The organism is Flavobacterium selenitireducens (genome assembly GCF_014748335.1).
Taxonomy (GTDB): Bacteria; Bacteroidota; Bacteroidia; order Flavobacteriales; family Flavobacteriaceae; genus Flavobacterium; species Flavobacterium selenitireducens.
This window is the reverse complement of record NZ_JAAVIY010000002.1, coordinates 51,117-74,930: the sequence shown is the minus strand read 5'-3', so window position 1 is coordinate 74,930 and position 23,814 is coordinate 51,117. Positions and strand designations below refer to the sequence as shown.

The window sequence follows — 23,814 nt, the reverse complement described above, 5'->3', positions numbered from 1 at the left end:
TCAACTATCAACTGACAACTATCAACCGTCAACAATCAACTGACAACTATCAACCGTCAACAATCAACAATCAACTGACAACTATCAACTGACAACTATCAACTGACAACTACCAACTACCAACTATCAACTACCAACTATCAACCACAAAAAATGGAATTCGAAAACATACTAATCGAAAAAAATGACCGCATCGCAACGGTAACGATCAACCGTCCGACCAAACTCAACGCGCTCAACAAGGCGACAATCAAGGAACTCAACCAAGCGTTTACCGACTTGCAATCGGACGCCGAAGTTCGAGCGATCGTGGTTGTCGGAAGCGGGGAAAAAGCGTTTGTCGCGGGAGCCGATATTTCCGAATTTGCCGATTTTGACGACGAACAAGGGGCGTCGCTCGCAGCCACCGGACACGAATTGCTGTTCAACTTCATAGAAAATTTCAGCAAGCCCGTCATCGCGGCCGTAAATGGTTTTGCGCTCGGTGGCGGATTGGAACTCGCGATGGCCTGTCATTTCAGGATAGCGTCCGAAAATGCAAAAATGGGTTTGCCGGAAGTCACACTTGGCGTCATTCCCGGTTATGGCGGAACCCAGCGTTTGCCGCAACTTGTGGGTAAAGGAAAGGCCATGGAAATGATCCTGACTGCGGCAATGTTGACGGCTGAAGAAGCCAAAACATGGGGATTGGTCAACCACGTCGTTCCACAATCGGAACTGCTTGGCCTTGCGAGAAGTCTTGCGGCTAAAATCGCCAACAATTCACCTGTAGCGGTTGCCAAGGCAATTGAAACGGTAAACGCAGGTTTCGACAAGGACACGGATGGCTTCATGTCTGAAATACGGGCGTTCGGATATTGCTTCGGAACCGAAGATTTCAAGGAAGGAACAACCGCGTTTCTTGAAAAGCGCAAGCCGGAATTTACAGGGAAATAATTTCTTTTTTTTGATCATTAGCCGACAACAAACGGTTACAAACGATTACAAACGACAGTAAACGTTTATTGGTCGGCTATTCCGAACAGCATTTTTCATCTTTGTAACATCGATTGCGGAGATGCACCGCAGTCCCGGTCGTTAAATCCAAATGCCATGAAAAATTTGCAAATGCACAATTCCGGTAGCGCGAAAATCGTCTTCGCAATATTTTTGGTTTGCATCGGATTTTCGGCACTTGGGCAAAACAAGGAGCAGGCAGCGTTCCTGAATCAGCTTTTCGGGAAGCATCCGGAAACAGTCGTCTATCAGGAATATCAGCCGATTGATTTGTCTGACCTTAAAAAAACACTTACCCGACAAAAAACTTACATCCGCCCTGATTATGGCGAATGGCGCGGCAATACGAGTGCACCGGCCCGGATTTCACTGAGCAAGACCGAAATTGATTTTGTGATCGCAGAACTTTCCGTTGCCGGTAAACAGGCCAATTGGTCAAAAGGTTTGATTCGGAACTCGCGCCAGGTATCGACAAAAGAAGTGGATTCGATATTTTTGAATCGAAACAAAGGGTATCCGTATTTTAAAAGAAAGTATGGCTCCGTTCTTTACCATTTTTCGAAACCCGTGTTTCTCAGGAATAATACGGTCTGTGTTTTTTATAAAGGCACTTCCGGTCAACCGGAAAGCGGAGGTGGCGGTTTTTCGCTCTATGTAAAAGACAACGGCGTCTGGAAAACTTATCGATTCATTACAATGTGGATCAGCTGATCTAGGTTGATGCGATTGAGTTTTTGACACTGCGCCGGCTAACATCAAATTACAAAAACGACAACTATGGAAATTCTCTATAATCCGAACCTTGGCCTGACCATAAACGGGTCTACCATCACCTGGAAAATGGATCGTCAGAAAGCGCGCGATCTGCTCAAGAGCTCTTATGAGGAAGATAATCAAACATTCGATATGAGCGAGTTCTTCGACAGAGACGAGGACAATTTCGATTTTAGCCTCAACCGCGACATTTACTCCGGACTTACAAGCGAAGGCGACTCCATTTTTATGTGTTACGACAAAGACGACGCGTTTACCCAGTTTGAAATGCACGAAAACATCTACGTTCTCATAGCCGATTTTCGCATTTATCAAGACCAACCGATTGCGGAAATTCTCAATTGGGTTACCTCACAAGATTATGCCGTTACAGAAGTTGAACCCGGCAACTACGCGGTTGCCGAACTCAAAATCTCATTCGCCAGTCACGACGCTATGGGCGGCAACGGCGACGGCTTGTCTTATTTTTACGCGTCGAACGACATCTCACACCTCATCGACTGAACGCCGGTGCGAAAACCTCTGCCGCAAAATCTTCAAAACGACGTTTCCCTTTGACAATTTTATCCTGGTTTGTGTCTACTTCGTCGTAAGCGCGCCCGTCAAGGAAAGCCTCGCCCATTTCGACATACGCCCGTGCGGCGCTTTCCGAAAACCCGTTTTGCATCAAACCGTTTTTGTAATCTTCGTTTGAGAATTGAACCCATGTCAAATCTGGTTTTTTAATCGATTTGCCCAGGAGCGATGCGATTTGCGTGTTGTTCAATTCGTCACTCACGATAAAACGCAGCGACTTCCTTGTAGTCGGATTCAGGATGACGTCGGCGGCGACCTCAGCGATATCGGCAGGATGCGTCAACAGAAAACGTGTGTTCGGCGAGGTATTGTCTCCTAAAATCCCTGCATTATTGACAAGTCCGATTTGCGCCAGATAATTTGTGTAAAAAAATCCGGGGCGCAAATATGTAATATCGACACCCTGAAGTTTTTCGTAGTTCTTTTCGGCCAATCCCAAAGCTGATAGAGGTCCGTTACCCGTTGGCAAATGCGCGCCCATGCTACTCAAAACCACGATGCGCTTAACGCCGGATTTTTCAATTGCCGCCGCATATGTCGCGCCAGTGCTGGCAATGTCGGCAGTCATGTCATGGGTTTTGTAGTCTGACGGAATCATAAGGTAGACGACATCTGCGCCTAAAAATGTGTCGACGAGGAAATTTTCGTCCGAAATCGACCCGATCGCGGCCTTTGCGCCCAGGTTTCGGATTTCGGATTCCCGTTTGTCAGAATGGCTGATTACCGTTACGTCGTGATTTTGTGCTACTAATTGCTGCGTCAAAGGCTTGCTGATATTTCCTAAGGAACCTGTTACTATAATTTTCATGGTAAGTGCGATTTAAATTCAAGAACAAAGTTATATTTGTGCTTACTTTTGTGCAAGTACTTACCCTATAGTTAGTAGATATGACGGCGATAAAACAGCGTTCGGTAATTCAGGAAAACAAATCTTCGGCACTGATTGAATGCCCCGTTACTTATTTGATGGACAAGATCGGAGGCTACTGGAAACCTATCATATTGTTCCATTTGATAGCCGGCGAAAAACGGTATGGGGAACTTAAGAGATGCATTCCTCCTATCACCGAGAAAATGCTCATCCAGAGCCTCAAACAACTCGAGGCTGAAAATCTGATCGTGCGCACGGCGGAAGCTGTAGTGCCTCCGGTGGTGCGTTATCGGTTGAGCGATTCCGGGAGACGGTTGCAAAAAGTAATGGACGCCATGGCGGAATGGGTGATTGAAGAAAGTAAGCTCAACGGAATCCCGATAAGTCAGGCGTTTAGCGAATTTCCGGTTGTTATCGAAACCTGGGAAGCAAGGCGCGAAAGTGGGGCACAGTTTGGGAAAGGTTGATTTTTTTTGCCAGACCTAACAGATTTTTAAAATCTGTTAGGTCTTAAAGGTATTCCAAATCGAAATTTGTCAAGTGCGGTTTTTCTGCCGTTTTTGTTAAAACTTTCCCGAGTCGGCAACTTCTATTTGGTGCCTTCCCATTCCGAGTAAAATTGGGCAAGGAAACCTTCCATATAGCGATGACGCTCTTCAGCCATACGCTTACCCGTTTCAGTATTCATCCTGTCTTTCAAAAGCAACAGTTTTTCGTAGAAATGCGTAATCGTGGGCGATGTGGAATTCTTATATTCCTCCTTCGAAAGGTTCAGGTTCGGCTTGATCCTGGGATCGTAAAGCGCCCGGTTTTTAAACCCACCATAGTTAAACGCGCGCGCGATACCGATGGCGCCCAACGCATCGAGTCGATCGGCGTCCTGGACTACTTCGAGTTCTTTAGATGAAAACGTCTTCTGAAAGTTCCCGCCTTTGAACGAAATGTTTTCGATGATGGCAATCACGTGTGTGATAACCGATTCATCCACATTGTGGCTTTCGAGAAAATTCCTGGCCGTTCTGGGTCCGACGGTTTCATCACCTGCGTGGAATTTGCTGTCGGCGATATCGTGGAGCAAAGCACCCAATTGAACGACGGTCAAATCGCAATCTTCGGCTTTGGCAATGTGCAAAGCCGATTTCCAGACGCGCTCGATATGAAACCAATCGTGTCCGCCTTCAGCGCCTTTGAGCTGTTCTTTCACGTAAGCTATGGTAACGGCGATGATATCTTCCATCAGATTCCGACGCGTGCCGGTTCGACCCATTTGAATATGTGGGATTCTGCCGGGATGACGATCCTTTCCGAAATTCTCGTCATCCGCGCCGGAAGCTTCATCAGGAAATCGCGGGCTTTCTCGGCTTCGTCCGTCAAGTTCGTGATCGAGGCGACATTCCAGCGGTCGATGAGTTTCTGTAAAATATCGACGTAATCTGCCGAGGTGTAAACACCGATACGTTGTGCCGAATCTGAAAAATGCTCAAATGCCACACTGATCTTCTCGCCTGATTCGCGCAGAAATTGAGCTGGCATGACGATCTTTAGCTTCATCATATATTGGAAAGCCAACATCATTTCGCTCGGATCGATCTGGAAAATGCGATTCACGAACTCCGAATAAGCATGATGGTGGCGCATTTCGTCCCCGGCGATCATCTTGCACATTTTGGAAAGATCTTTGGCTCCGTGCTGTTTCGCCAATTGGGAAACGCGGTTGTGGGAAACATATGTGGCAAGCTCCTGAAAGCTGGTGTAGACAAAGTTTTTGTAAGGATCGCGGTCTGTGCCGATGTCGAACCCGTCAGAAATAAGGTGTTGCGTCGTCATCTCGATCTCGCGCATGTTGACGCGACCCGAGAGATAGAGATATTTATTGAGAAGGTCGCCGTGGCGGTTTTCTTCGGCAGTCCAGTGGCGCACCCATTTCGACCATCCGTTAGGCGCGATCTGGTCGACGCCTTCCACGTCCATTAACCAGGATTCGTAAGTCGGAAGCGCTTCTTCGGTAATCATGTCTCCGATGAGTACGATCCAGAAATCATAAGGCAATTCCTTCGCGAGTTCACGCAATTCCTTTACTTTCTCGAAAAAATCATCTTTTTCAGGATCCGGCAGAAAGTCCGACGGTTGCCAGATTTTTTCCACAGGGATCAAATACTGATCTACAAATCCGTCGATTTCTTTTTCGAGGAATTGCATTACTTCCAGACGTACGTTCTTTATTGACATTGTAGTGGTATTTAATATTTGATGGCTCCCGTGACCGCTTTTTCAGTGTATTCCATGATTTCTTCGAAAGAATGTCCTGAAACGGCGATCGGTTCGTGAACCGTAAATTTCAGGTGGTTGCCCAACCCGAGAGGAAAGTAACCGAATTTAGCCATTTTCCATGAATTGTTGATCGTAAGCGGAAGCACGTAAGCCGATGGAGCCGCTTTAATCATTATTTTCAACCCTGTCTGGGCGAACTCCTTTGGTTTCCCGGTCTTACTGCGCGTGCCTTCCGGGAAAATCACAGCCGAACGATTGTATTGCTCGATATATTCTCCCATTTTTTTGATGACCGGAAGCGCTTGCCTCGGATCTTTTCTGTCTATGAGCACCGATCCGCCATGACGTAAATTGAATGAAACGCTTGGAATGCCTTTCCCCAATTCCTGCTTGGATACGAATTTCGGATGCGCTTTTCTCAAAAACCAAACGATGGCGATAATATCATACAAACTTTGGTGATTGGCCACTATGATCAACGGAACGCCTACAGGTAGCTTTTCGCGCCCCATTACCGTATAGCGTGTGCCGATGAGATGCGTACATAAAACGAGAAAAAAATTAAGAACGTCTACGCTTTTTTTGTGCGCGTCGTACCCGATCTTGAGGCACACCCATTGCACGGGATGAAAAACGAGCAGGCAAAGCCCGAAAAAGAAGTAATAAACGACCGATAGCGGATACGAAATAATTTTCTCCATGCCCTTTGTAAATCCCGGCAAAAGTAAGTATAAATTATGGTTTTGTGAGTTGAAATCCTAAGCTTTTAGCAAAACTTTCGCCTTCTTCAACTTTTAACATTTAGTACGGAAAAACTGTATCGCGGAATGCAATCGCTGTCGTAGTTTTACTCTTCCGCGGAAAACCTAAAACAACCCGATAATCCATGCCAAAACATTGAATATAAGCCTTTTGAACCATTGGGTTGTTTTTGCCTTTCTTCTGTGGAAAAGTAACGTTTGCGCCGTCATTTCCAAAGGAGAAAAAAGAGTACATTTACGAAATTTTACTAACGATTAGAGAAGCCGAAAAATGAGTTCAGAGAAAGATGCCAAACTAAAAGCCCTTCAATTAACACTAGATAAATTAGATAAGACTTACGGCAAAGGAACCGTCATGAAAATGGGTGACAAGGCTGTGGAAGAAGTCGAAGTCATTCCTTCCGGATCCCTCGGAATCGACCTTGCACTTGGTGTCAACGGTTATCCGAAAGGACGTATCGTAGAAATTTACGGACCGGAATCTTCGGGTAAGACCACGCTGACACTTCATGCGATCGCAGAAGCCCAAAAGATGGGTGGAATTGCCGCCTTCATCGATGCGGAGCACGCTTTCGATCGCAATTATGCCGAGAAACTTCACGTCAATATAGACGAGCTTATCATTTCACAGCCCGACAATGGCGAACAAGCCTTGGAAATCGCTGAAAACCTCATCCGTTCAGGAGCGATCGACATCGTCGTGATCGACTCGGTTGCCGCCCTTACGCCAAAGAGCGAAATCGAAGGAGAAATGGGAGATTCTAAAATGGGATTGCACGCGCGTTTGATGTCGCAAGCCTTGAGAAAACTGACTGCGACCATCAGCAAAACCAACTGCACGGTTTTCTTCATCAACCAGTTGCGCGAGAAAATCGGTGTCATGTTCGGAAACCCTGAAACGACTACCGGTGGTAACGCTTTGAAGTTTTACGCTTCGGTTCGCCTTGATATCCGCCGTTCATCCCAAATCAAAGATGGCGATAACGTGATCGGAAACCGTACTAAAGTCAAGGTGGTCAAAAATAAAGTAGCGCCTCCGTTCAAGTCTGCGGAATTCGACATCATGTATGGAGAAGGTGTTTCCAAAACGGGTGAAATCCTGGATTTGGCCGTAGAATTCGAAGTCGTGAAAAAGTCCGGATCGTGGTTCAGCTATGGCGACACCAAACTCGGTCAGGGCCGGGACGCGGTCAAGGTCATGATAAAGGACAATCCCGAACTGGCCGACGAACTCGAAAACAAGATCAAAGCGCTCATTAAAGAGCAGAACAATTAAAAACGAAAGCCCGTAAATGGGCTTTTTTTTATTTTTTTACGCAACCTTTTTTAAAGTTATGCATCTGATGAAAAGTTTAGAAAAATTGAGGATGAAAAAGCTGCTGTTCTTTTTCTTATTGGCTATTACCGTGACCGCCTGCGTGCCGGACGACACACCAAAATCTGATGAATTTGCACTCGTGGTTGAGGATGCGACTGTGCCCGCAAGCATGGTATCGGGTCAAATGGCGACGATCCAGGTCAAATACAGACGCCCTACAGATTGCCACATCTTCAACGGATTTTACATCGATTCGGACGGGTTTACCCAGACCATTTCAGTCCGTTCGCTAAAGTTCAATGACTCGAATTGCAACGATGATTCGGAAACGCTTTACGATGTGCCCTTAAATTTTATGCCCTCGCAAGCCGGAACCTATCGTTTTAAATTCTGGAAGGGACAGGACGGCAACGGGGCACCTATTTTTATCGAGTTTGAATCTGTTGTAGAATAATGCTAAAGCTGCCCATGCCTTGAGTTTAGAACAGCTCATAAATGATTGCAGGAACAACGACAGGAAAGCGCAGGAACAGTTGTACAAATTGTACAAATCAAAGTTGTTCGCCGTTTGCCTGAAGTATTCCAGGAACTACGCCGAAGCGGAGGACAACTTCCAAGACGGGTTTGTAATCATATTCAACAAAATCGGGCAGTTCAATTTCAAGGGCTCGTTCGAGGGCTGGATGAAAAGGATCATGGTCAACAATGTGTTGCAACAATACCGCAACATCACGTATCTCGACATGGTCAATAAAGATATTGCAGACGAGGATGCGGAGGTAGAAATGGAAGACGAGAACGTTCCTTTGGACTTTCTGATGAAGATTATCCAGGAACTTCCGGACCGTTACCGGCTGGTCTTCAACCTTTACGTCATAGACGGTTATCCGCACAAGGAAATCGCAGAAATGATGGGCATCACGGTGGGAACGTCGAAATCGAATCTGGCGCGCGCAAGATTGATCCTGAAGGAAAAGATTGACAATTATAACATACACAAATTACCCTCTGCAAAATGAGCGAGAGAAAAAACATCGACCGCCTTTTTCAGGAAAAGTTCAAGGATTTTGAAGCTGAACCTTCTGAAATAGCGTGGGAGAAAATTGAAGCGAGACTCGAGGAAAAAAAGAACCGAAAAGTCATACCCATCTGGTTTCGGTATACCGGAGTGGCCGCTGTTTTCCTTATCGGACTGCTGCTTACGACGCTCACAGGCGAAAACGGCAAGTTGGAAAATGGTAATGCTGTCGTAGAAACGCCGGGCAAAAGCGCGGACGGCGACAAACCAAAAGGAAACGGCGATTTTGACAATACGGAATTTAGTCCGTCAGGCGGAATCCAATCTACCGATTCCGGAACTGCGGCAACTTCTTTGGAAGACAAAACGGGTTCCAGGCAAAACGGCTCGGGCAAAACCGACAATAGTATTGAACGCGTAAATGCGACAGGTAGCAACGCTTCGGGCATTCGACGTTCGGATGACGGCATCGTTGTTTATCCGACAACAGAAAAAGCGAAATCCGAAGAGAAATCGCGCAAGGGCAAAGCCGGATTTTCAGGCAGAAGTGTGACGCCTCAACTCGAGAACGGACGCGAACAATATGCCGCTTCGAGTAAAAGCCGCAACGAGAAAAAGGCCGGAAACAAGACGTCTGTTTCGGAAGTGCATCAATTTGAAACGCAAGGGCAAGTTGCTCAGAACGCCGGGAACACAAGTCAAAACGAAAACAAATCGCATAACCTTAAAAATTCAGAAAAGGCAAATAACATTACGCACGAATTCAAAAATCAAGATAAAATTGCTGTAAACGAGAATTACCAATCGGGACAAACCGAGCAACACAACCAAAAAGACGTAACTGCAAAAACAACAACTTCGACCCAAGCTGTCGCCGCCAAAACCGACGATATCAAAATGGATTCCACCGCTCTTGCTATGGCGGAGAAACCCAATGCACTGGAAGAATTGCTAAACATTGAAAAAGAAAACAAGCAAGTTACTGAAAACGAACCGAAAATGAATAGGTGGCAGGTCTCACCAAGGGTTGCCCCTATTTATTTAAGTTCATCGTCTAACGGTTCCCCGATTGATTCCCGTTTCGCAAACAACGACAAAGATTACAAAACGCAGCTTTCATACGGGCTTGGCGTGAGTTATGCGCTCAACAAGCGACTTTCGCTGCGCACAGGCGTGAATTCCCTTGCGTTCGAGTACAATACGAATAATGTCGTGGCAAAACAATCTACTGTGGGACGAAAACAGCTGGAGCACGTCAATCCGACGGTTCAAGGTGCGTTTTTGAGGATCGAGAACAAAGTGGAAGGCGCTCCCGTAGAACTCGCCAACAACGGAATGGTGCTCAAGGAATTCAGCAGCAGCCTGAGCCAGAAAACGGGCTATTTTGAAATCCCGGTTGAGTTGAGTTATAAAGTGCTCGACAAACGATTCGGGATCGACGTTATCGGAGGTTTCAGTACATTGTTGCTCAACCAGAACGAAGTTGCGCTTGTGTCGGCCGAAAACCAAATGCAGGTAGGAAAAGCGAACAACCTTAACGCGACGAGTTTCAGTACGAATGTTGGTGTCGGTTTCCGATATGAAATCTGGAAATCACTTCAGCTCAATTTCGAGCCGACTTTCAAATATCAAATCAATACCTATACGGAATCTGGCAATTTCAAACCCTACTTCTTCGGATTGTACACCGGTTTGAATTACCGCTTCTGAACGACAGTTAGTTAGTTAATTGGTTACAATTAGTTACGTTTCTTGTTGTCTTCCACGGAGGGCAATTTCTAAAGAGCATCCAGGCCAGGGTGCTCTTTTTTATTGTAGCGTAGCAACTCGTGGTAAATCAGATGCCGGGTTTTGTCGCGCAGCGCTTTGATATCGGATTTGTCATCGTCGGACTGGACCGTAGTCGGGATTTCGTGCAACAATTTGACCCGCATCAATCCAGGGCTTCCGCTAAAAAAACGAAAAGGAAAACGCTTTTTGTTGTCAGGAAAAACCAACGGAAAAATAGGTATGTGATGTTCGATCGCCAGTCGGAATGCCCCGTCCTTAAATCCGTCGAGCACGATCGACTCATCATCAGGGACGCCGCCTTCCGGAAAAATACAAATGCTCAGGCCTTGATCAAGGCGCTTTTGGGCGCGTTCAAAAACTTCTTTACGGCTTTTCGGACTGCTGCGGTCGACAAGTATGCAGGTTTTTTTGTAGAAAAATCCGAACAGCGGAATTTTAACAAGCTCCTTTTTTCCGACGAACACAAACGGATTGCGCACCACGGCCAACATCAGCATAATATCCGTTATCGAAGTGTGGTTGGCCACGAACATGTAGCTCTTGCCTGGTTCCGTTTGCTGCTCACGCTCCACTTTGTACCAGAATCCCATTCCGAACAAAATGAATTTCGCCCAAAGCCGCGCCATCACGAAAAAATACGGATACCACCTTTCCTTACTGATCGATAGTAAAAGAAACGGAAAAAGCGCGATTATGGGCGTGAGCACAAGGATGCAAAGCCAGATGCGCCACAACAGCCAAAACGGATATTTGAGGATTTTCATATTGCCAAAAATAAACATTCGAGGCTACATTCTGCAAAAGCTGTAACTTTGGGGCTCCAATGGCCAATCGCCATCCCGGACAATGTAAAATTTCACTGAAAATGGCCAAAATCCTTACCGGCATCCAAAGTACCGGAACGCCTCATTTAGGCAACCTGTTGGGCGCGATCATGCCTGCGATCGAACTGTCTAACAAACCTGAGAACGATTCGTTTTTGTTTATCGCCGATTTACATTCCGCGACGCAAATAAAAGACGGGACAACGCTTCGGAACAACACATATAGCACGGCTTCTGCCTGGCTGGCCTGCGGATTGGATGTAGAGAAAGTAATTTTTTACCGACAGAGCGACGTTCCCCAAACCGCGGAATTGTCGTGGTATTTGAGCTGTTTTTTTCCGTTCCAGCGCCTCACGCTCGCCCATTCGTTCAAGGACAAATCGGATCGCCTAGCAGACGTAAATGCGGGTTTGTTTACGTATCCGATGTTGATGGCGGCAGACATTTTATTGTATGACGCGGAATTTGTGCCCGTCGGGAAAGACCAATTGCAACACCTGGAAATCACGCGTGATGTCGCCTCGAGATTCAACCATCAAATGGGTGACACGTTTGTGCTGCCCGAACCATTCACTCAGGAAAACACGAAACTTGTTCCCGGAACGAACGGTGGCAAAATGAGCAAATCGGCCAACAACATCATCAATATTTTCCTTGACGACAAGGCGTTGCGCAAGCAGGTCATGTCGATCGAAACCGATAGCACGCCTTTGGAAGAACCCAAAAATCCGGAAACCTGTAAAATTTTCGCGATTTACCAACTCATGGGAACGCCAGAACAGATTGAATCGTTGCGCCAGAAATACAGGAACGACAACCGCGATTTTGGTTACGGGCACGCCAAACAGCTGCTTTTTGAATTGATTACCGAAAAGTTCAAAGAAGTGCGCGAACGCTACAACCACTATATCGAACATCCCGCGATAGTAGACGAGTTGCTTCAAAAAGGTGCCGATCGCGCCCGCGTAATTGCAAACGGCGTTTTGTCGAGAGTCAGGGAAAAAATGGGTTATTCGTTTTAATTCAATCGGTTGATGCGCTTTCCTGAGTTGCTTACGCTCGGGAAACAATCGTCGCATTTCACACCTTCGCCCACGATCATAAAGCGGTCATTGGCGAATTCGACCGTTACGTCTTTTGCAATCGAAAACTTTTTTTCGAGAACGACTGGCGCATTTGGAGCGAGTTGCCGGAAACGCATTTCGTACAACAAGTCGCCTCCGCTCAAATTTGCATCGCTGGCAGTGGTAAATCGTGCGGGCTGTGTACCGAAATACATCCGGAATTCAAGATTGTTTTCCGAAGTTGACGCCATAACCTGAGCCGATTCTCCTTTTTTAACATAGCAGGATTTGCCCATGAATTTCCCAACGTATTGCACGAGAACTAGGTCATAAGGCGTCTTGTTTTCTATGATGGCTTTTTTTGCATTTTCAGATTCCGGCATGAGCGAAACACTATTTTCAAACGCTTGTTGCCCGGTTGTTATGGTGTCCATTGCTTTCAGTTCAGATATCGACGCCGAATCGAAAGCCGTGAGATAGTCGCGGAAACCCTCGTTTTTCGCTTCTACATTTTTCTTGATTTCAACGATCTGGTTGCGAACCTGCTCATTCAACTGGTTGTTGATTTCGTAATTGGAACCGGAATCGTTCGAGCACTTGGATCCGATGACCATGATCTTGATCAGGAAAAAAACCACAAATGCCACAATTCTCCAATTCATGCTGAACCCGGAACCTGACTTTCCCGAAGAGGATGTCATGATGGCGTGGTTCGAGATAAGCACGCGCTGCAACTCCTCGTCATGAGTTTGGTAATGCGACATGGCGATCATTACGCCGCGCGCGAACGAAGTGTTTTTCTTGGCGTTGTAGTGATCTGCGGTTATGTCGAGCAACGTATTGATTTTCTTGTCGGTATCGACCGATGAAAAATGGCTTATGCAATTGTAGAACGTCCGGAATTTCAGGAATTGGATGCCGTCGTACTTTTTTTGGACCATGCGTCCGACGCCAAAATCGATTTTTCCCTGCAATTTGCGACTGATCGTAAACCGGATGTCTTCCGGAAAATACTCGTTTTCGCTGAGGATTTCGTCGAGATCTTCGTATTGGTTGGCTACGAGCATTCGATCGATTCCTAACAACAGGTCGTCGCGTAAGTATTTGTCGATGAAGGCGCTAACTTCTTCCGCATTCGCATCGGCAGCCATAGGCTTGAAATAGTTTGGCGGATGGATCTTTCCCGTAAAGAAATTATAGAGGCTCCGGTTTTCCAATACAAACCGAAAGGCGCGCCCGTCACTTCTCAAAGCCGACACCATCGCGTTGGCGAGGTTCATGTCGATATCGGGATTGAGCTTTCGTTGGAGGTGGACTTGCTTTTCGATCCGGATCAGTCCGTTTTCGTCGAGTTGCGAAAGCGATTCACGACCGATCTCCAGTGTTTCAAAAAATGCTAATAAGTTCATCTGCCAAACGGATTGACAGCAAAAATAGACTTTTGCGATTATCGGCCAAAACAAAATAATTGTACCTTGGCGAACGCCAATTTAAAGCAATGAAAAACATCATCAACCAACTATTCGAAATAGAAAAAAAGGCCGCCGATCAAGGGCTTGATATTTTCGAGCGCAACTTCACGCGCGTCTACCATGAACTTGAGGAAATGGGTTATCGCATCGTGAATCCGATAGGCGCGAGGTACGACGCTAACGACACCGCTTTGGAGGCCAATGTTACCCATGCGGGCGCGTCAAAAATCACAAAAGTGCTCAAACCGGTCATCTATCGAATGGACAACGGGAATTTCAGCCTCGAGCAAAGAGGCGTGGTAATAGTAGAATAAATCATGGCCAATATAAATTATGGAATTGATCTCGGGACGACGAATTCGGCGATCTCGAAATATGAAGACGGAAAAATACACTTGTTCAAAAATCCTGTCGGATTCAGGGATACGATACCATCGGTGGTGGCGTTTCGAAAAGGGACGATCCGCGTCGGCGACAAAGCGCGCGAACAGATTCTGACCAACCCTGGAAATGTGTTCTCATCTTTCAAACGCAAGATGGGTTCGGATCAAATTTACGACGTTCCCGACACCGGCCAGACGATCACACCCGTCGGACTTTCGGCAATGGTTTTAAAGGAATTGTTGGGTTTTGTGCCCGATGAAACGCTATCGTCGATCGCCATTACGATTCCGGCATCGTTCGATACGATCCAGAGCAATGCGACCAAGAAGGCCGGTTACGAAGCAGGTTTTGGAGAAGTCGTGTTATTACAGGAACCAATTGCCGCTTGCCTGGCGTATTCGAACTCGCTTAACATCGATATAACCGAGGACAAAAAATGGCTCGTTTACGATTTCGGAGGCGGAACTTTCGATGCGGCGCTTGTCAGCATCAGTCATCGCGAACTAAAAGTCGTAGACCACAAAGGCAACAATTTCCTTGGCGGACTCGACCTCGACAATCTCGTCGTCGAAAAAATCCTTTGCCCGAAAATCGAAGCCAAAACCGGCCTTACTGGCTTGTGGCAAAACATGGTAAAAGGTGAAGACACGTCGTTCAAGAAGCTGTATTTCGAACTGCTTTTCAAAGCTGAGGAAGCCAAAAAAGAACTTTCCGTAAAGTCGTCTGCGATCATTGAAATCGACTCGGACGAACCCGAAATAATGATCGACATCGAAATTTCCCAACAAGAATTCGAGGCTGTGATCCAACCCAAATTTAACGAATCTTACAGCTTGGTGGAAAAACTCGTCCAAAGCAATGGCCTCCGGTTTTCGGACATTGAGCGCATCATCCTTGTCGGCGGGACGACTTATATTCCGTATGTCAGACGCGAATTGCACGAGAGAAGCGGCGTTGTCGTCGATTCCGGGATAGATCCCACGACAGCGGTGGTAATCGGTGCGGCTTATTACGCCGGAAGCAAACCATCGGCAGCCAAAGCGGAATTTGAGCCTGAGACGGGTTCGGATGCAAGTCCATCGATTTCCGCGGAATTTATTTTCGAACCCAATTCGCAGGATAGCGAAGAATTGCTCGCGTGCATCGTTCCGCCAAACTTCCAGGGATATTACAGGATTACGAGAGCAGACGGCGGATATGACTCCGGGATGCAACCCATGACGGGCAAATTTTCGGTATTCGTTCCGCTGCTCCAAAAAGCCACGAATTTGTTTTCTGTCGGACTGTTCGACCAAAACCAACAGTCGGTATTGAAAAAAAGCGGCATCGCGATTACGAACGGGCTTTATAACGTCCAGGGTCAGCCATTGCCGAACGACATCTGTCTAGAGCTTGACGAAGAAAGCGGAACCACCTATCTCGAGAGTATCTTCCGCAAGAACGATATCCTTCCGATCAAGAAAACGGTTTACAAACAATGCTCGAAAAACATCCTTAAGCAATCCGACGACAAACTCGTGATCAACATCGTCGAAGGTAACGCCGGCGGCATGATCGGGAGCAATTTGAGCATCGGCTATCTGGAAATCAACGGGCGCGACCTCGACCAGGACTTGCTGAAAGGCATCGACATCGAACTCAATTTCAAGATTACCGAATCCCGCGACTTAAGCGTGACGGTCTATATCGGGGCACTCGACCTGGAAATCAACGAGGTGTTCAATCCGCATGAGCGCAAGGTTTCCATCGACAAATTGCGCAGCGAGGTCAAGGATGTCATCGATCAGATTCAACGCGAAATTTATGAACAGGAAGACGAGGAAAATTTCGAATACCTGGCGCGGTTGAAACGAACCGAGAATCTTTTGGTTACGCTTTACAACGAAGCCGAATTGGCGGCCGAGGACAACTCTACCGACAAAAAATACCAACTCGATGAGGCCAAACGGCTGCTCATACAGGAATTTGACGATTTGGTGCGCCATCGTTTCGTGTTGGAGGAAGCCGATCTTTACAAAGATATGAAAGCCTATTATAACCAATACGCCGAAAAAGCCACGCCTTCCCAAATTGAAACTTTCAACAAGATCGTAGCGGGAGAAAAGGATTTTCTGCAGTCGGGCAACCGCTATGTGATTCGCAAAAAAGCCAAGGAACTCGAATCGTTGGCAGATGCGATCTGGCGCAAGCAAGACGAACGTTTCGTGGACCATTTCTACTATTACCGCTATCTTGATCTCGATGGTTATTCTGACAAGCGCAAAGCCGAAAAACTATTTGAAAGAGGCGAACACGCTATCGACAAGACCAATTACGTGGAGTTGCGTGCGATTTGTTCCCAACTTTGGAATATGCTCAAGGTCAAGCCGAAATCCGATACTGACTTTGAGAATTTCGATGGCAACCTCGGCCTGAAATAATCAGATCGCTTCGAACGCTTTTCCGGGAAGCGGACGCACGACGCCTTTGAGTTCAAGCGAAAAAAGCAGGGCCGACAGTTTCGAAACCGGCATTTCATTTTCGATCGCGATCGTGTCGAGCAGCTCTTTCTTTTTTAGAACCAGGTAATCGTAAATCCGTTGCTCTGATGCGTCAAGCGACACGAATAGCTGCTTTTGCACGGATTGGCTCTGCGGCTTCAAATCCCAATTCAGGATGTAGAGCAAATCGGCGGCGCCGGTAAGCAAATGGGCGCGTTGGGTTTTGATCAGCTGGTTGCAACCTTGACTCAAAGCATCGGTAATGCGGCCCGGGAGAGCAAAAACGTCCCGGTTGTAATCGTTGGCGAGATTGGCGGTGATCAGTGATCCTCCGCGTTCAGCCGATTCGATAATGACCGTCGCCTGGCTGATTCCCGCGACGATGCGGTTGCGCCTGACGAAATTTTCCGGAGCCGGATATGCACCACTCCAAAACTCGGTCATAAAACCGCCATTGGCATTTATCGCATTTACATATTTCTTGTGCGGGTTCGGATAAATCTGGTCGAGCCCGCTTCCAAGAACCGCAATTGTCTGTAAACCGTTGTCCAGAGCCGCTTGGTGCGCGATGATGTCGATGCCGTAAGCAAATCCCGAAATGATCACGGGATCGAGAACGGCGAGATCAGCGACGAGACGGCGGCAGAAATCAGCACCGTAAGCCGTGGCCTTTCGCGTTCCGACGATGCTTAACGTCATGCGGTTCTCGAGATTGATATTGCCAGTGGAAAACAACATCAGCGGGCCGTCGTGGCAATGTTTGAGGCGCTCGGGATACTCCGGATCGAGAAATGTGGTGACTTTTGTTTGCGATTGCAGGATTTGTTTGGCTTCGGCTTCGGCTTTTGCAAAAACCGACCTATCTTTGAACCTGTTTGCAAGACGAGGATTTATTCCTTCTATTTCGGAGAGTTTTTTTGGATCCGAAGCAAATATTTCCTCGGCCGAACCAAAGTGGCTCATGAGCTTCTTGGCGATCACGTCGCCCACGCCTTCTACTTTCTGCAAGGCTAAAACGGATACTAATTCTGTGTGGCGCATACTAAAGGATTGATTCTGAAAAGTATAAAATTTCACGCGGATTGTTAATAAAAATTGTGGATAAAATTTTGACCGCGCCACGCTTTGCATAATTTTGTTTCTATGAAGATTGAACACTATATCTCCCAACTTTTGTATCGTTACCAATGTGTTACGGTGCCGGGATTCGGCGCATTCCTGACCGATTACCAGTCGGCTCAGCTGCACGAATCGTCGAGCGCGTTCTATCCGCCGAAAAAGCTGGTTTCGTTCAATTCCCATCTCAAGAACAACGACGGTCTTTTGGCCAATCACATCGCTTTATCTGAAAAGACATCGTATGAAATAGCCGTCGATGCGATCCAGAATGAGGTATCGATTTGGAAAAACATTCTGGAAGTCAATGGCCGGTTTACCTTGAAAAACATAGGCGAACTGTCGCTGAATTCTGAGAAAAATGTTGTTTTTTATCCGACGGACAACGTCAACTATCTCACGGAGGCCTTCGGATTGAGTTCGTTTGTTTCGCCCGCCGTCAAAAGGGAAGAATACAAAAAGGAAGTCGAAGTGCTCGAGGAAAAAGCACCGATCGCTTTTACGCCGGAAGCTCGCGAACGCCGTCCGTATTTCAAATACGCAGCAGTTTTCGTAATCGCGATGGGCTTGAGCGGATTTGGCGGCTATCATTTATACAACAGCCAAATCGAGCGCGAGACCCTTATGGTGGAAACCCAAGTTCAGCAACAAGTTCAGGACAAGATACAGGAAGCGACCTTTTTCATAGACGCGCCTTTGCCTGCCGTAACGCTTGCGGTAAAAGAAGACAAGTTGCGCTATCATATCGTGGCAGGAGTATTCAGAAGTCCTGAAAATGCCGATAAAGCGACTTCCCAACTCAAAAAACTTGGGTTCAAGTCGAGACGCATCCCGCAAAACCGACATGGTTTGTTTCCAGTGTTGTACGGCAGTTTCGCGACCAAGCAGGAAGCCATCGGTACGATGAACGAGATCAGGAAAACCAAGGACAGTCAAGCTTGGTTGCTCATCAAAGAACTTTAACATTTATCCCGGCCGAGTCGGGATTTTTTGTGCGCTTGCTTTACCTTTGCATTCTGGCTACTGAGCCTAATCGAACGTAAAAAATCTCGCAAATGTTACCGAAACATCCTTCTGAATCTCTTACCACACTAACCGACTTGGTCTTGCCAAGCGAGACGAATCCGTTAAACAATCTTTTTGGAGGAGAATTGCTCGCCAGGATGGATCGCGCCGCAAGCATCACGGCAAGACGCCACTCGCGCAGGGTTTGTGTGACGGCGTCGGTCAACCACGTTGCGTTTAATCGCTCTATTCCACTGGGAAGCGTCGTGACGATAGAGGCCAAGGTTTCGAGAAGTTTCAAAAGTTCGATGGAAATTTTTATCGATGTATGGATCGAAGACCGCGAATCTGGTGTGAGAACCAAGGCGAACGAAGCCATTTACACGTTCGTCGCAGTCGATGACACGGGTCGGCCTGTCGAAGTGGCGCCTATCGTTCCAGAATCTGACCTTGAGAAAGAGCGCTATGACGCGGCACTTAGAAGAAAACAACTAAGCCTTGTCCTTGCCGGGAAAATGAAGGCCCAGGACGCGACCGAACTCAAAGCCCTTTTTCTGGACTAATAAAAAACCTCAAGCTAATTACTTGAGGTTTTGTTTTTTTATCTACCGGAAAGCCAGGTTTCAGGATTGATGTAAACGTTATTCTGTTTGATCAGGAATTTAAGCGTGGTCTTCCCGGTATCTCCGTTTGTCCGGATTTTCCCGAGATTCTGCTTTATCCTCACTTTTTCCCCTTTCCCGACGTTTACTGAACTCAGGTTTTGGTAAATCGTGAAGTAATCCCCGTGTTGGATGATCACGGCCTTGTTCACCGGCGAAATTACGATCACACTGATGACTTCGCCTCCAAAAACGGCTCTCGCGTTGTCCCCATCTTCTGTCGTGATTTCGACACCGGAATTATGGACGATAAGCGATTTGTGCATCGGATGGGGCTGATCGCCGTATTTCAGGGAAATAAAACCGCGCTCGACGGGCCAGTTAAGACTTCCTTTATTCGCGCGGAAATTGTCGGCAACGACTTTGGCTTCCGGCGTCAGGACGATCTTGCTTGGTGATTCCGCAACCTTCGCTTTTACCGCCGAAGCTTTAGCAGGACTCGCTTTCGCCGCTGCCAAGGCCGCTTTTCGGTTGGCCTCGTCGATTGCTTTTTGGATCAGTCGATCAATTTGGCGATCGATGCTGCGGCTTTCCTGCTGCTGCTTTTTGATTTGGGCCGCGATTTTTTTACGATCCTTCTTGATCGATCCGACCAGGATTTCCTGCTCTTGTTTTTCCTTGAGCAACTCCGAACGCTCTTTTTCGTTTTCGCGGAGCAGCTTCTGTTTCTCCACCTTTTGCTTTTCGATATGCGTATTGTATTCGACAAGCTTATTGGTCTTGACGTGGATTTCCTCTCCCTGCGCCTTGCGATAACTCGCATATTGCTTCATGTACTGGGCGCGTTTGTACGCTTGCAGGAAATTTTCTGAAGAAAGCAAGAACATCGCACGGCTTCTTACTGACCGGCTCTTGTAGGATTTTGTGATCATCTCGGCATAATCTTCCTTGATCACGACAAGTTCTCGCTTGAGCTTGTTGATTTTCAGTTGGGTCAGGTAAAGGTCGTCGTTGAGCAGACGCGTCTGTTTTTCGGTCGTGTGGATCAGTTTCTCCTTGAGCCGAATCTTGTCTTTCTGAACCTCGATTTGCGTCGTAATTGACTTTTCCTGGTTGCGCATGCTGTTGAGCTTCTCCTGGTTTTCGAGAATCTCGCGTTGTATCTGCGCCTTACGCTTTTCGAGTTTTTGCTGTTCGGTCTGGGCCGAAACCGCAAAGGCAAACAGCAAAAGGAAAAAAGTCGCGAATTGTTTGGTCATGGTGTGCAATTAGTCAATGGTTACGCGTTCAAAACCTTCCGGAACGCTATAAGGAAATTGGAGGTTTTCGTTGAACGTAACCGAATTGTATTCTATGCTGATGTTCGTTTTCCCTTTTGGCTGCAAGGCTTCCAGTAAAATCTTCGCCGGAAGGAATGCCTGGTCGAATTTGTTGAAACCAGGATAATTCACTTCAAGGCTGCGATTTTGGAGTGGTTGACGAATCTCTTCTTTCTTGATCAGATAATTTTCAGGTTCGAAATAGAACGTTTTTTGCGTTCTGGCATCGCTCGGATCCGTAAGCTTGACCAGATTTCCCTCGACAGTACTTTTGTATTTGCCTTTGTTGAGATCGTCGAGCGCGCGCCCAAGCAGCAGATTCTGCACTTTTTGATAATCGAGCGACGTGCCCAGCCATCGGCTCAAAGCCTCGTAATCCCCTTCGAAATAGGTGCCGTTTATCTTTTCGTAATACTTGACCTCATTTGGCGTGATCAACGCTTTGGCCATCGTAATCCCGAGGAATCGTATGCTTACGAAGATTTGCTTGTCTTTCTCGATTCGGATATCGGCATTGATGTTTTGGCTTTGGTTCTCGTCTTTGTATTTGGCGGAAGTCTTGATGGCCACCGTTCGAAAGTTTTTGGTGTCGGCGTAATGGCCGGAAATCACTTTAGCGACTTCCGCATCGGCTGCGGAGGCCGGCGTTTTGGTCTCGGTGACCGATGTCGTCGGTTGGGCGGTTTTGCATCCGACAACTAAAACGGCGAATACCGTTAGGGCGTAGATTCTCATTCTCATTTTTTCTTTTCCATTAGTTTTTCGGCTTTGACGAAATATTCCTGTTTCTTTTTCTGGTCGCCCAATCCGTTGAAAGCCTCTCCCAATTGGATGTAGAAATTGGTTTCGAGCGATTTGTCGTCCACAACATAATCTACGCCAATTTCGAGCAGGTCCTTGGCTTTCTTGAAATTTTTCTGCTGATTGTAGGCCAATCCTGCGTAATAATAAAATTGTGGCTGAAGCGGATACGATTCCACCAACCCTTCTGCCCTTTCGCCCAAAATCACATAATCCGGTTTTTGGGAATAGGCGTCAAGCACGAGCATGATCGCTTCCATGTCGCCCGGTTCAGACTTGAGATGCTGCTCATAATACCGTATGGCCTGATCCCAGTTCTTCTTGGAGTGATAGAATTTTGCGATTTCCTTTGCGACCCTGACCTCTCTGTCGTTCTCAAAAAAGGAAATGGCTTTTTGCAGATCGGCATCGAATTCAGGCTTGTCTTTGGCAAACAACAGGAATTCGTTCATCACGCGGTGGCGGATCTTGTTGTCGACTTTTTTGCTGGCCAAGATCTGGTTCATGGCTTTTACGGCTTTCGTGCCGTCGGCTTTAGTCAAATGATACTTGAACAGGCTGATTTGCGCCCAGTCCGATCCCGGAATTTCCTTTTCGAGCCTTTGGGCGATCTCAAGCGCTTTGGCGTCCTGGTTGGAATCCCAATACAAAAACATCAGCGTTACGTAATTGGCTTCGTCTTTTGGATTCAATTTGATCTTGTCCAGTAAGTTCGATATCTCAGAACCCTGAAATTTCGGATCCTTCATGATCGCCGCTTTGTAATTGTCGCGTAAATCGTTAGATCCGACGGTTTCGTTTAGCTCGTTGATAAGCACCAACGCTTTGTCGAATTGTTGGGTGTTCATGTAAAGCGAGGTCAGATCTTCCTTGTACTCATTCTTGAACTCGATAAGTTTCTTTACGATGATGATCGCCTGGTTGTAATCTTTGGTTTCGTAACAAACGTCATACATCCCGACCCATGCCCATTTATTCTTGGGATCGAGTTTGGTGACCTGTTCGAAATTCTCATAAGCCTTTTTGTAGTCCTTTTGGGCCAGATAATTCTTGCCGAGCTCGAAAAAAACCACGGGATTGTTCGGTTCGAGTTTTTGGCATCGCTGCAAAGCCGAAACTGCCTTGTCGTAATTCTCAATACCTTTTTGCTTGAGCGATTCGTAGAAATGGTTGCGGAATTCGTTCGATTCCATTGCCACGTCCTCGGGCTCCTGGATTTGGGCCGCAACGTGGGTTTGGATGAAAATCCCGAGTAAAAAAAGATATCCGAATCGCTTCATTTGTTATTCTAAAACGGAGTAATCCCCGATGCTGATACTTGTGAAATTCCCGTCGAAACTCGCGTGATTGCCAATCATGGCGTTGTCAAGCGTTGCATTTTTGATATGCGCATGCGTTTGGATCAGGCTATTTTTGATTTTGCTGTCGCTTACGTGTGTGGCGCGTCCGAGGGAAACATTAGGCCCGACGATTGAGTTGATGATCACGACATCCTTGTCGATGAAGCAAGGCGGAATGATCGTCGAATTTTCTACGCGCGCTTCGTTGCTTACCATATCTTGGCCATCCGCGTGCAAAAAGCCAAGCAGACGCGAGTTGGTTTCTACCGTCACGTTCTTGTTGCCGCAATCCATCCATTCGTCTACTTTTCCCGGAACGAAACGAAGCCCTTTTTGCTTCATGTTTTCAAGACCGTCGGTAAGCTGATATTCTCCACCTTTCGTGATGTCGTTGTCGAGCAGGTATTGCAATTCCGCACGTAGCGTTTCCCCTGATTTGAAATAATAAATGCCGATGATGGCCAAATCCGAAACGAAGTCCTGCGGCTTTTCGACGAAGTCCGTAATGCGATCACCGTCGAGTTTTACTACGCCGAACGCGCTCGGATCTTCGACTTGCTTGACCCAGATGACGCTGTCCGCTGTGGTATCTAACGTAAAATCGGCGCGGAATAGTGTGTCGGCGTAAGCCACGACAATCGGGCCGGACATCGATTCTTTTGCCGACATGATCGCATGGGCCGTTCCGAGCGGTTGCTCTTGGTAACAGATCGTGCCTTTCGCCCCAAGTTTTTCAGCTATCGCAACGAGGTCCTTTTCTACCTGAGTTCCAAAATCTTTTGCGATGATAAACGCTATTTCCTCAATTTCCTGGTTGATGACACCGGCAATGTCTTCTACGAGACGATGCACGATGGGTTTGCCGGCAATCGGGATCAATGGTTTTGGAATGGTGAGCGTGTGTGGACGCAATCTTGAGCCGCGCCCGGCCATTGGGACTATTATTTTCATCTAAGTAACTTCGTTTTTCGTTATTTCGTTTTCGTTATTTCGTATTCGTAGTTCGTTGTTCTAGTGCTGAAAAATGTGCA

The 23,814-nt window shown here is 46.9% G+C and carries 24 protein-coding genes; 13 read left to right on the top strand and 11 right to left on the bottom strand.

Annotated features, from left to right (window positions below):
• Window positions 1-153: 153 nt before the first annotated feature.
• The 3 genes from HC229_RS03915 (at window position 154) to HC229_RS03905 (ending at window position 2,274) form a co-directional block, all read left to right on the top strand.
• Window positions 154-936 carry an enoyl-CoA hydratase/isomerase family protein gene (locus HC229_RS03915; RefSeq protein ID WP_191019157.1) on the top strand — a complete coding sequence of 261 codons (783 nt, stop codon included), beginning with the start codon at window positions 154-156 and terminating at the stop codon, window positions 934-936.
• Window positions 937-1,092: 156 nt separating this feature from the next.
• Window positions 1,093-1,707 (top strand): hypothetical protein, encoded by a 615-nt coding sequence (locus HC229_RS03910; RefSeq protein WP_191019156.1) that lies wholly within the window; start codon window positions 1,093-1,095, stop codon window positions 1,705-1,707.
• 66 nt (window positions 1,708-1,773) lie between these two features.
• Complete coding sequence (locus HC229_RS03905) at window positions 1,774-2,274, top strand: hypothetical protein (RefSeq protein ID WP_191019155.1); 501 nt, start codon at window positions 1,774-1,776, stop codon at window positions 2,272-2,274.
• Here the strand turns inward: HC229_RS03905 and HC229_RS03900 are convergent.
• Window positions 2,264-3,154: an NmrA family NAD(P)-binding protein gene (locus HC229_RS03900; RefSeq protein WP_191019154.1), complete on the bottom strand. Its 891-nt coding sequence runs from the start codon at window positions 3,152-3,154 to the stop codon at window positions 2,264-2,266. The genes HC229_RS03905 and HC229_RS03900 overlap by 11 nt on opposite strands.
• 80 nt (window positions 3,155-3,234) lie before the next feature.
• On the opposite strand from HC229_RS03900, the gene HC229_RS03895 reads away from it, so the two are divergent.
• Window positions 3,235-3,684, top strand: a complete 450-nt coding sequence (locus HC229_RS03895; RefSeq protein WP_191019153.1) for a winged helix-turn-helix transcriptional regulator — start codon at window positions 3,235-3,237, stop codon at window positions 3,682-3,684.
• Between the two features lie 122 nt (window positions 3,685-3,806).
• Here the strand turns inward: HC229_RS03895 and HC229_RS03890 are convergent, their stop codons facing one another.
• Genes HC229_RS03890 through HC229_RS03880 form a run of 3 tightly spaced genes read right to left on the bottom strand, consistent with a single transcriptional unit; the run spans window position 3,807 to window position 6,189 of the window.
• Window positions 3,807-4,454, bottom strand: a complete 648-nt coding sequence (locus HC229_RS03890) for an HD domain-containing protein (protein WP_191019152.1) — start codon at window positions 4,452-4,454, stop codon at window positions 3,807-3,809.
• Window positions 4,454-5,446 (bottom strand): acyl-ACP desaturase, encoded by a 993-nt coding sequence (locus HC229_RS03885; RefSeq protein WP_191019151.1) that lies wholly within the window; start codon window positions 5,444-5,446, stop codon window positions 4,454-4,456. Before HC229_RS03885 ends, HC229_RS03890 begins: the two co-directional genes overlap by 1 nt.
• A gap of 11 nt (window positions 5,447-5,457) precedes the next feature.
• Window positions 5,458-6,189 carry a lysophospholipid acyltransferase family protein gene (locus tag HC229_RS03880; RefSeq protein ID WP_191019150.1) on the bottom strand — a complete coding sequence of 244 codons (732 nt, stop codon included), beginning with the start codon at window positions 6,187-6,189 and terminating at the stop codon, window positions 5,458-5,460.
• A 331-nt stretch (window positions 6,190-6,520) separates the two neighbouring features.
• Between HC229_RS03880 and recA the strand changes: the two genes are divergently transcribed.
• The 4 genes from recA (at window position 6,521) to HC229_RS03860 (ending at window position 10,295) form a co-directional block, all read left to right on the top strand.
• Window positions 6,521-7,525 (top strand): recombinase RecA, encoded by a 1,005-nt coding sequence (gene recA, locus HC229_RS03875; RefSeq protein WP_191019149.1) that lies wholly within the window; start codon window positions 6,521-6,523, stop codon window positions 7,523-7,525.
• A gap of 67 nt (window positions 7,526-7,592) precedes the next feature.
• Window positions 7,593-8,021 carry a putative periplasmic lipoprotein gene (locus HC229_RS03870; protein ID WP_191019148.1) on the top strand — a complete coding sequence of 143 codons (429 nt, stop codon included), beginning with the start codon at window positions 7,593-7,595 and terminating at the stop codon, window positions 8,019-8,021.
• 19 nt (window positions 8,022-8,040) lie between these two features.
• Window positions 8,041-8,586 (top strand): RNA polymerase sigma factor, encoded by a 546-nt coding sequence (locus HC229_RS03865; protein WP_191019147.1) that lies wholly within the window; start codon window positions 8,041-8,043, stop codon window positions 8,584-8,586.
• On the top strand, window positions 8,583-10,295 hold the full coding sequence (locus tag HC229_RS03860) for an outer membrane beta-barrel protein (RefSeq protein ID WP_191019146.1): 1,713 nt from the start codon (window positions 8,583-8,585) through the stop codon (window positions 10,293-10,295). Before HC229_RS03865 ends, HC229_RS03860 begins: the two co-directional genes overlap by 4 nt.
• A 68-nt stretch (window positions 10,296-10,363) precedes the next feature.
• Here HC229_RS03860 and HC229_RS03855 read toward each other — a convergent pair whose 3' ends face one another.
• Complete coding sequence (locus HC229_RS03855) at window positions 10,364-11,140, bottom strand: lysophospholipid acyltransferase family protein (RefSeq protein WP_191019145.1); 777 nt, start codon at window positions 11,138-11,140, stop codon at window positions 10,364-10,366.
• 101 nt (window positions 11,141-11,241) lie between these two features.
• Between HC229_RS03855 and trpS the strand changes: the two genes are divergently transcribed.
• Window positions 11,242-12,222 carry a tryptophan--tRNA ligase gene (gene trpS / locus HC229_RS03850; RefSeq protein WP_191019144.1) on the top strand — a complete coding sequence of 327 codons (981 nt, stop codon included), beginning with the start codon at window positions 11,242-11,244 and terminating at the stop codon, window positions 12,220-12,222.
• Here the strand turns inward: trpS and HC229_RS03845 are convergent.
• Entirely contained in the window at window positions 12,219-13,673 is a 1,455-nt protein-coding gene (locus tag HC229_RS03845) for a hypothetical protein (protein WP_191019143.1), read from the bottom strand. The two genes, trpS and HC229_RS03845, sit on opposite strands and share 4 nt — an antisense overlap.
• Before the next feature lie 89 nt (window positions 13,674-13,762).
• Here HC229_RS03845 and HC229_RS03840 point away from each other — a divergent pair, with 89 nt between their 5' ends.
• On the top strand, window positions 13,763-14,050 hold the full coding sequence (locus HC229_RS03840) for a hypothetical protein (protein WP_191019142.1): 288 nt from the start codon (window positions 13,763-13,765) through the stop codon (window positions 14,048-14,050).
• Window positions 14,051-14,053: 3 nt separating this feature from the next.
• Complete coding sequence (locus HC229_RS03835) at window positions 14,054-16,540, top strand: Hsp70 family protein (RefSeq protein WP_191019141.1); 2,487 nt, start codon at window positions 14,054-14,056, stop codon at window positions 16,538-16,540.
• On the opposite strand, the gene dprA is transcribed toward HC229_RS03835, so the two are convergent.
• Window positions 16,541-17,641 (bottom strand): DNA-processing protein DprA, encoded by a 1,101-nt coding sequence (gene dprA / locus HC229_RS03830; RefSeq protein WP_191019140.1) that lies wholly within the window; start codon window positions 17,639-17,641, stop codon window positions 16,541-16,543.
• Window positions 17,642-17,743: 102 nt separating this feature from the next.
• Between dprA and HC229_RS03825 the strand changes: the two genes are divergently transcribed.
• The gene (locus HC229_RS03825) at window positions 17,744-18,679 is read left to right on the top strand and encodes an HU domain-containing protein (protein WP_191019139.1); all 936 of its coding nucleotides are present in this window, start codon (window positions 17,744-17,746) and stop codon (window positions 18,677-18,679) included.
• Between the two features lie 92 nt (window positions 18,680-18,771).
• Window positions 18,772-19,284 carry an acyl-CoA thioesterase gene (locus tag HC229_RS03820; protein WP_191019138.1) on the top strand — a complete coding sequence of 171 codons (513 nt, stop codon included), beginning with the start codon at window positions 18,772-18,774 and terminating at the stop codon, window positions 19,282-19,284.
• Window positions 19,285-19,322: 38 nt separating this feature from the next.
• On the opposite strand, the gene HC229_RS03815 is transcribed toward HC229_RS03820, so the two are convergent.
• Genes HC229_RS03815 through HC229_RS03800 form a run of 4 tightly spaced genes read right to left on the bottom strand, consistent with a single transcriptional unit; the run spans window position 19,323 to window position 23,734 of the window.
• The gene (locus tag HC229_RS03815) at window positions 19,323-20,582 is read right to left on the bottom strand and encodes a murein hydrolase activator EnvC family protein (RefSeq protein WP_191019137.1); all 1,260 of its coding nucleotides are present in this window, start codon (window positions 20,580-20,582) and stop codon (window positions 19,323-19,325) included.
• Between the two features lie 9 nt (window positions 20,583-20,591).
• Window positions 20,592-21,377, bottom strand: a complete 786-nt coding sequence (locus HC229_RS03810) for a DUF4292 domain-containing protein (RefSeq protein ID WP_191019136.1) — start codon at window positions 21,375-21,377, stop codon at window positions 20,592-20,594.
• Window positions 21,378-21,379: 2 nt separating this feature from the next.
• A complete protein-coding gene (locus HC229_RS03805; protein WP_191019135.1) occupies window positions 21,380-22,723 on the bottom strand; it encodes a tetratricopeptide repeat protein in 1,344 nt (447 codons plus the stop codon).
• A gap of 3 nt (window positions 22,724-22,726) precedes the next feature.
• The gene (locus tag HC229_RS03800; protein ID WP_191019134.1) at window positions 22,727-23,734 is read right to left on the bottom strand and encodes a sugar phosphate nucleotidyltransferase; all 1,008 of its coding nucleotides are present in this window, start codon (window positions 23,732-23,734) and stop codon (window positions 22,727-22,729) included.
• Between the last annotated feature and the right edge of the window lie 80 nt (window positions 23,735-23,814).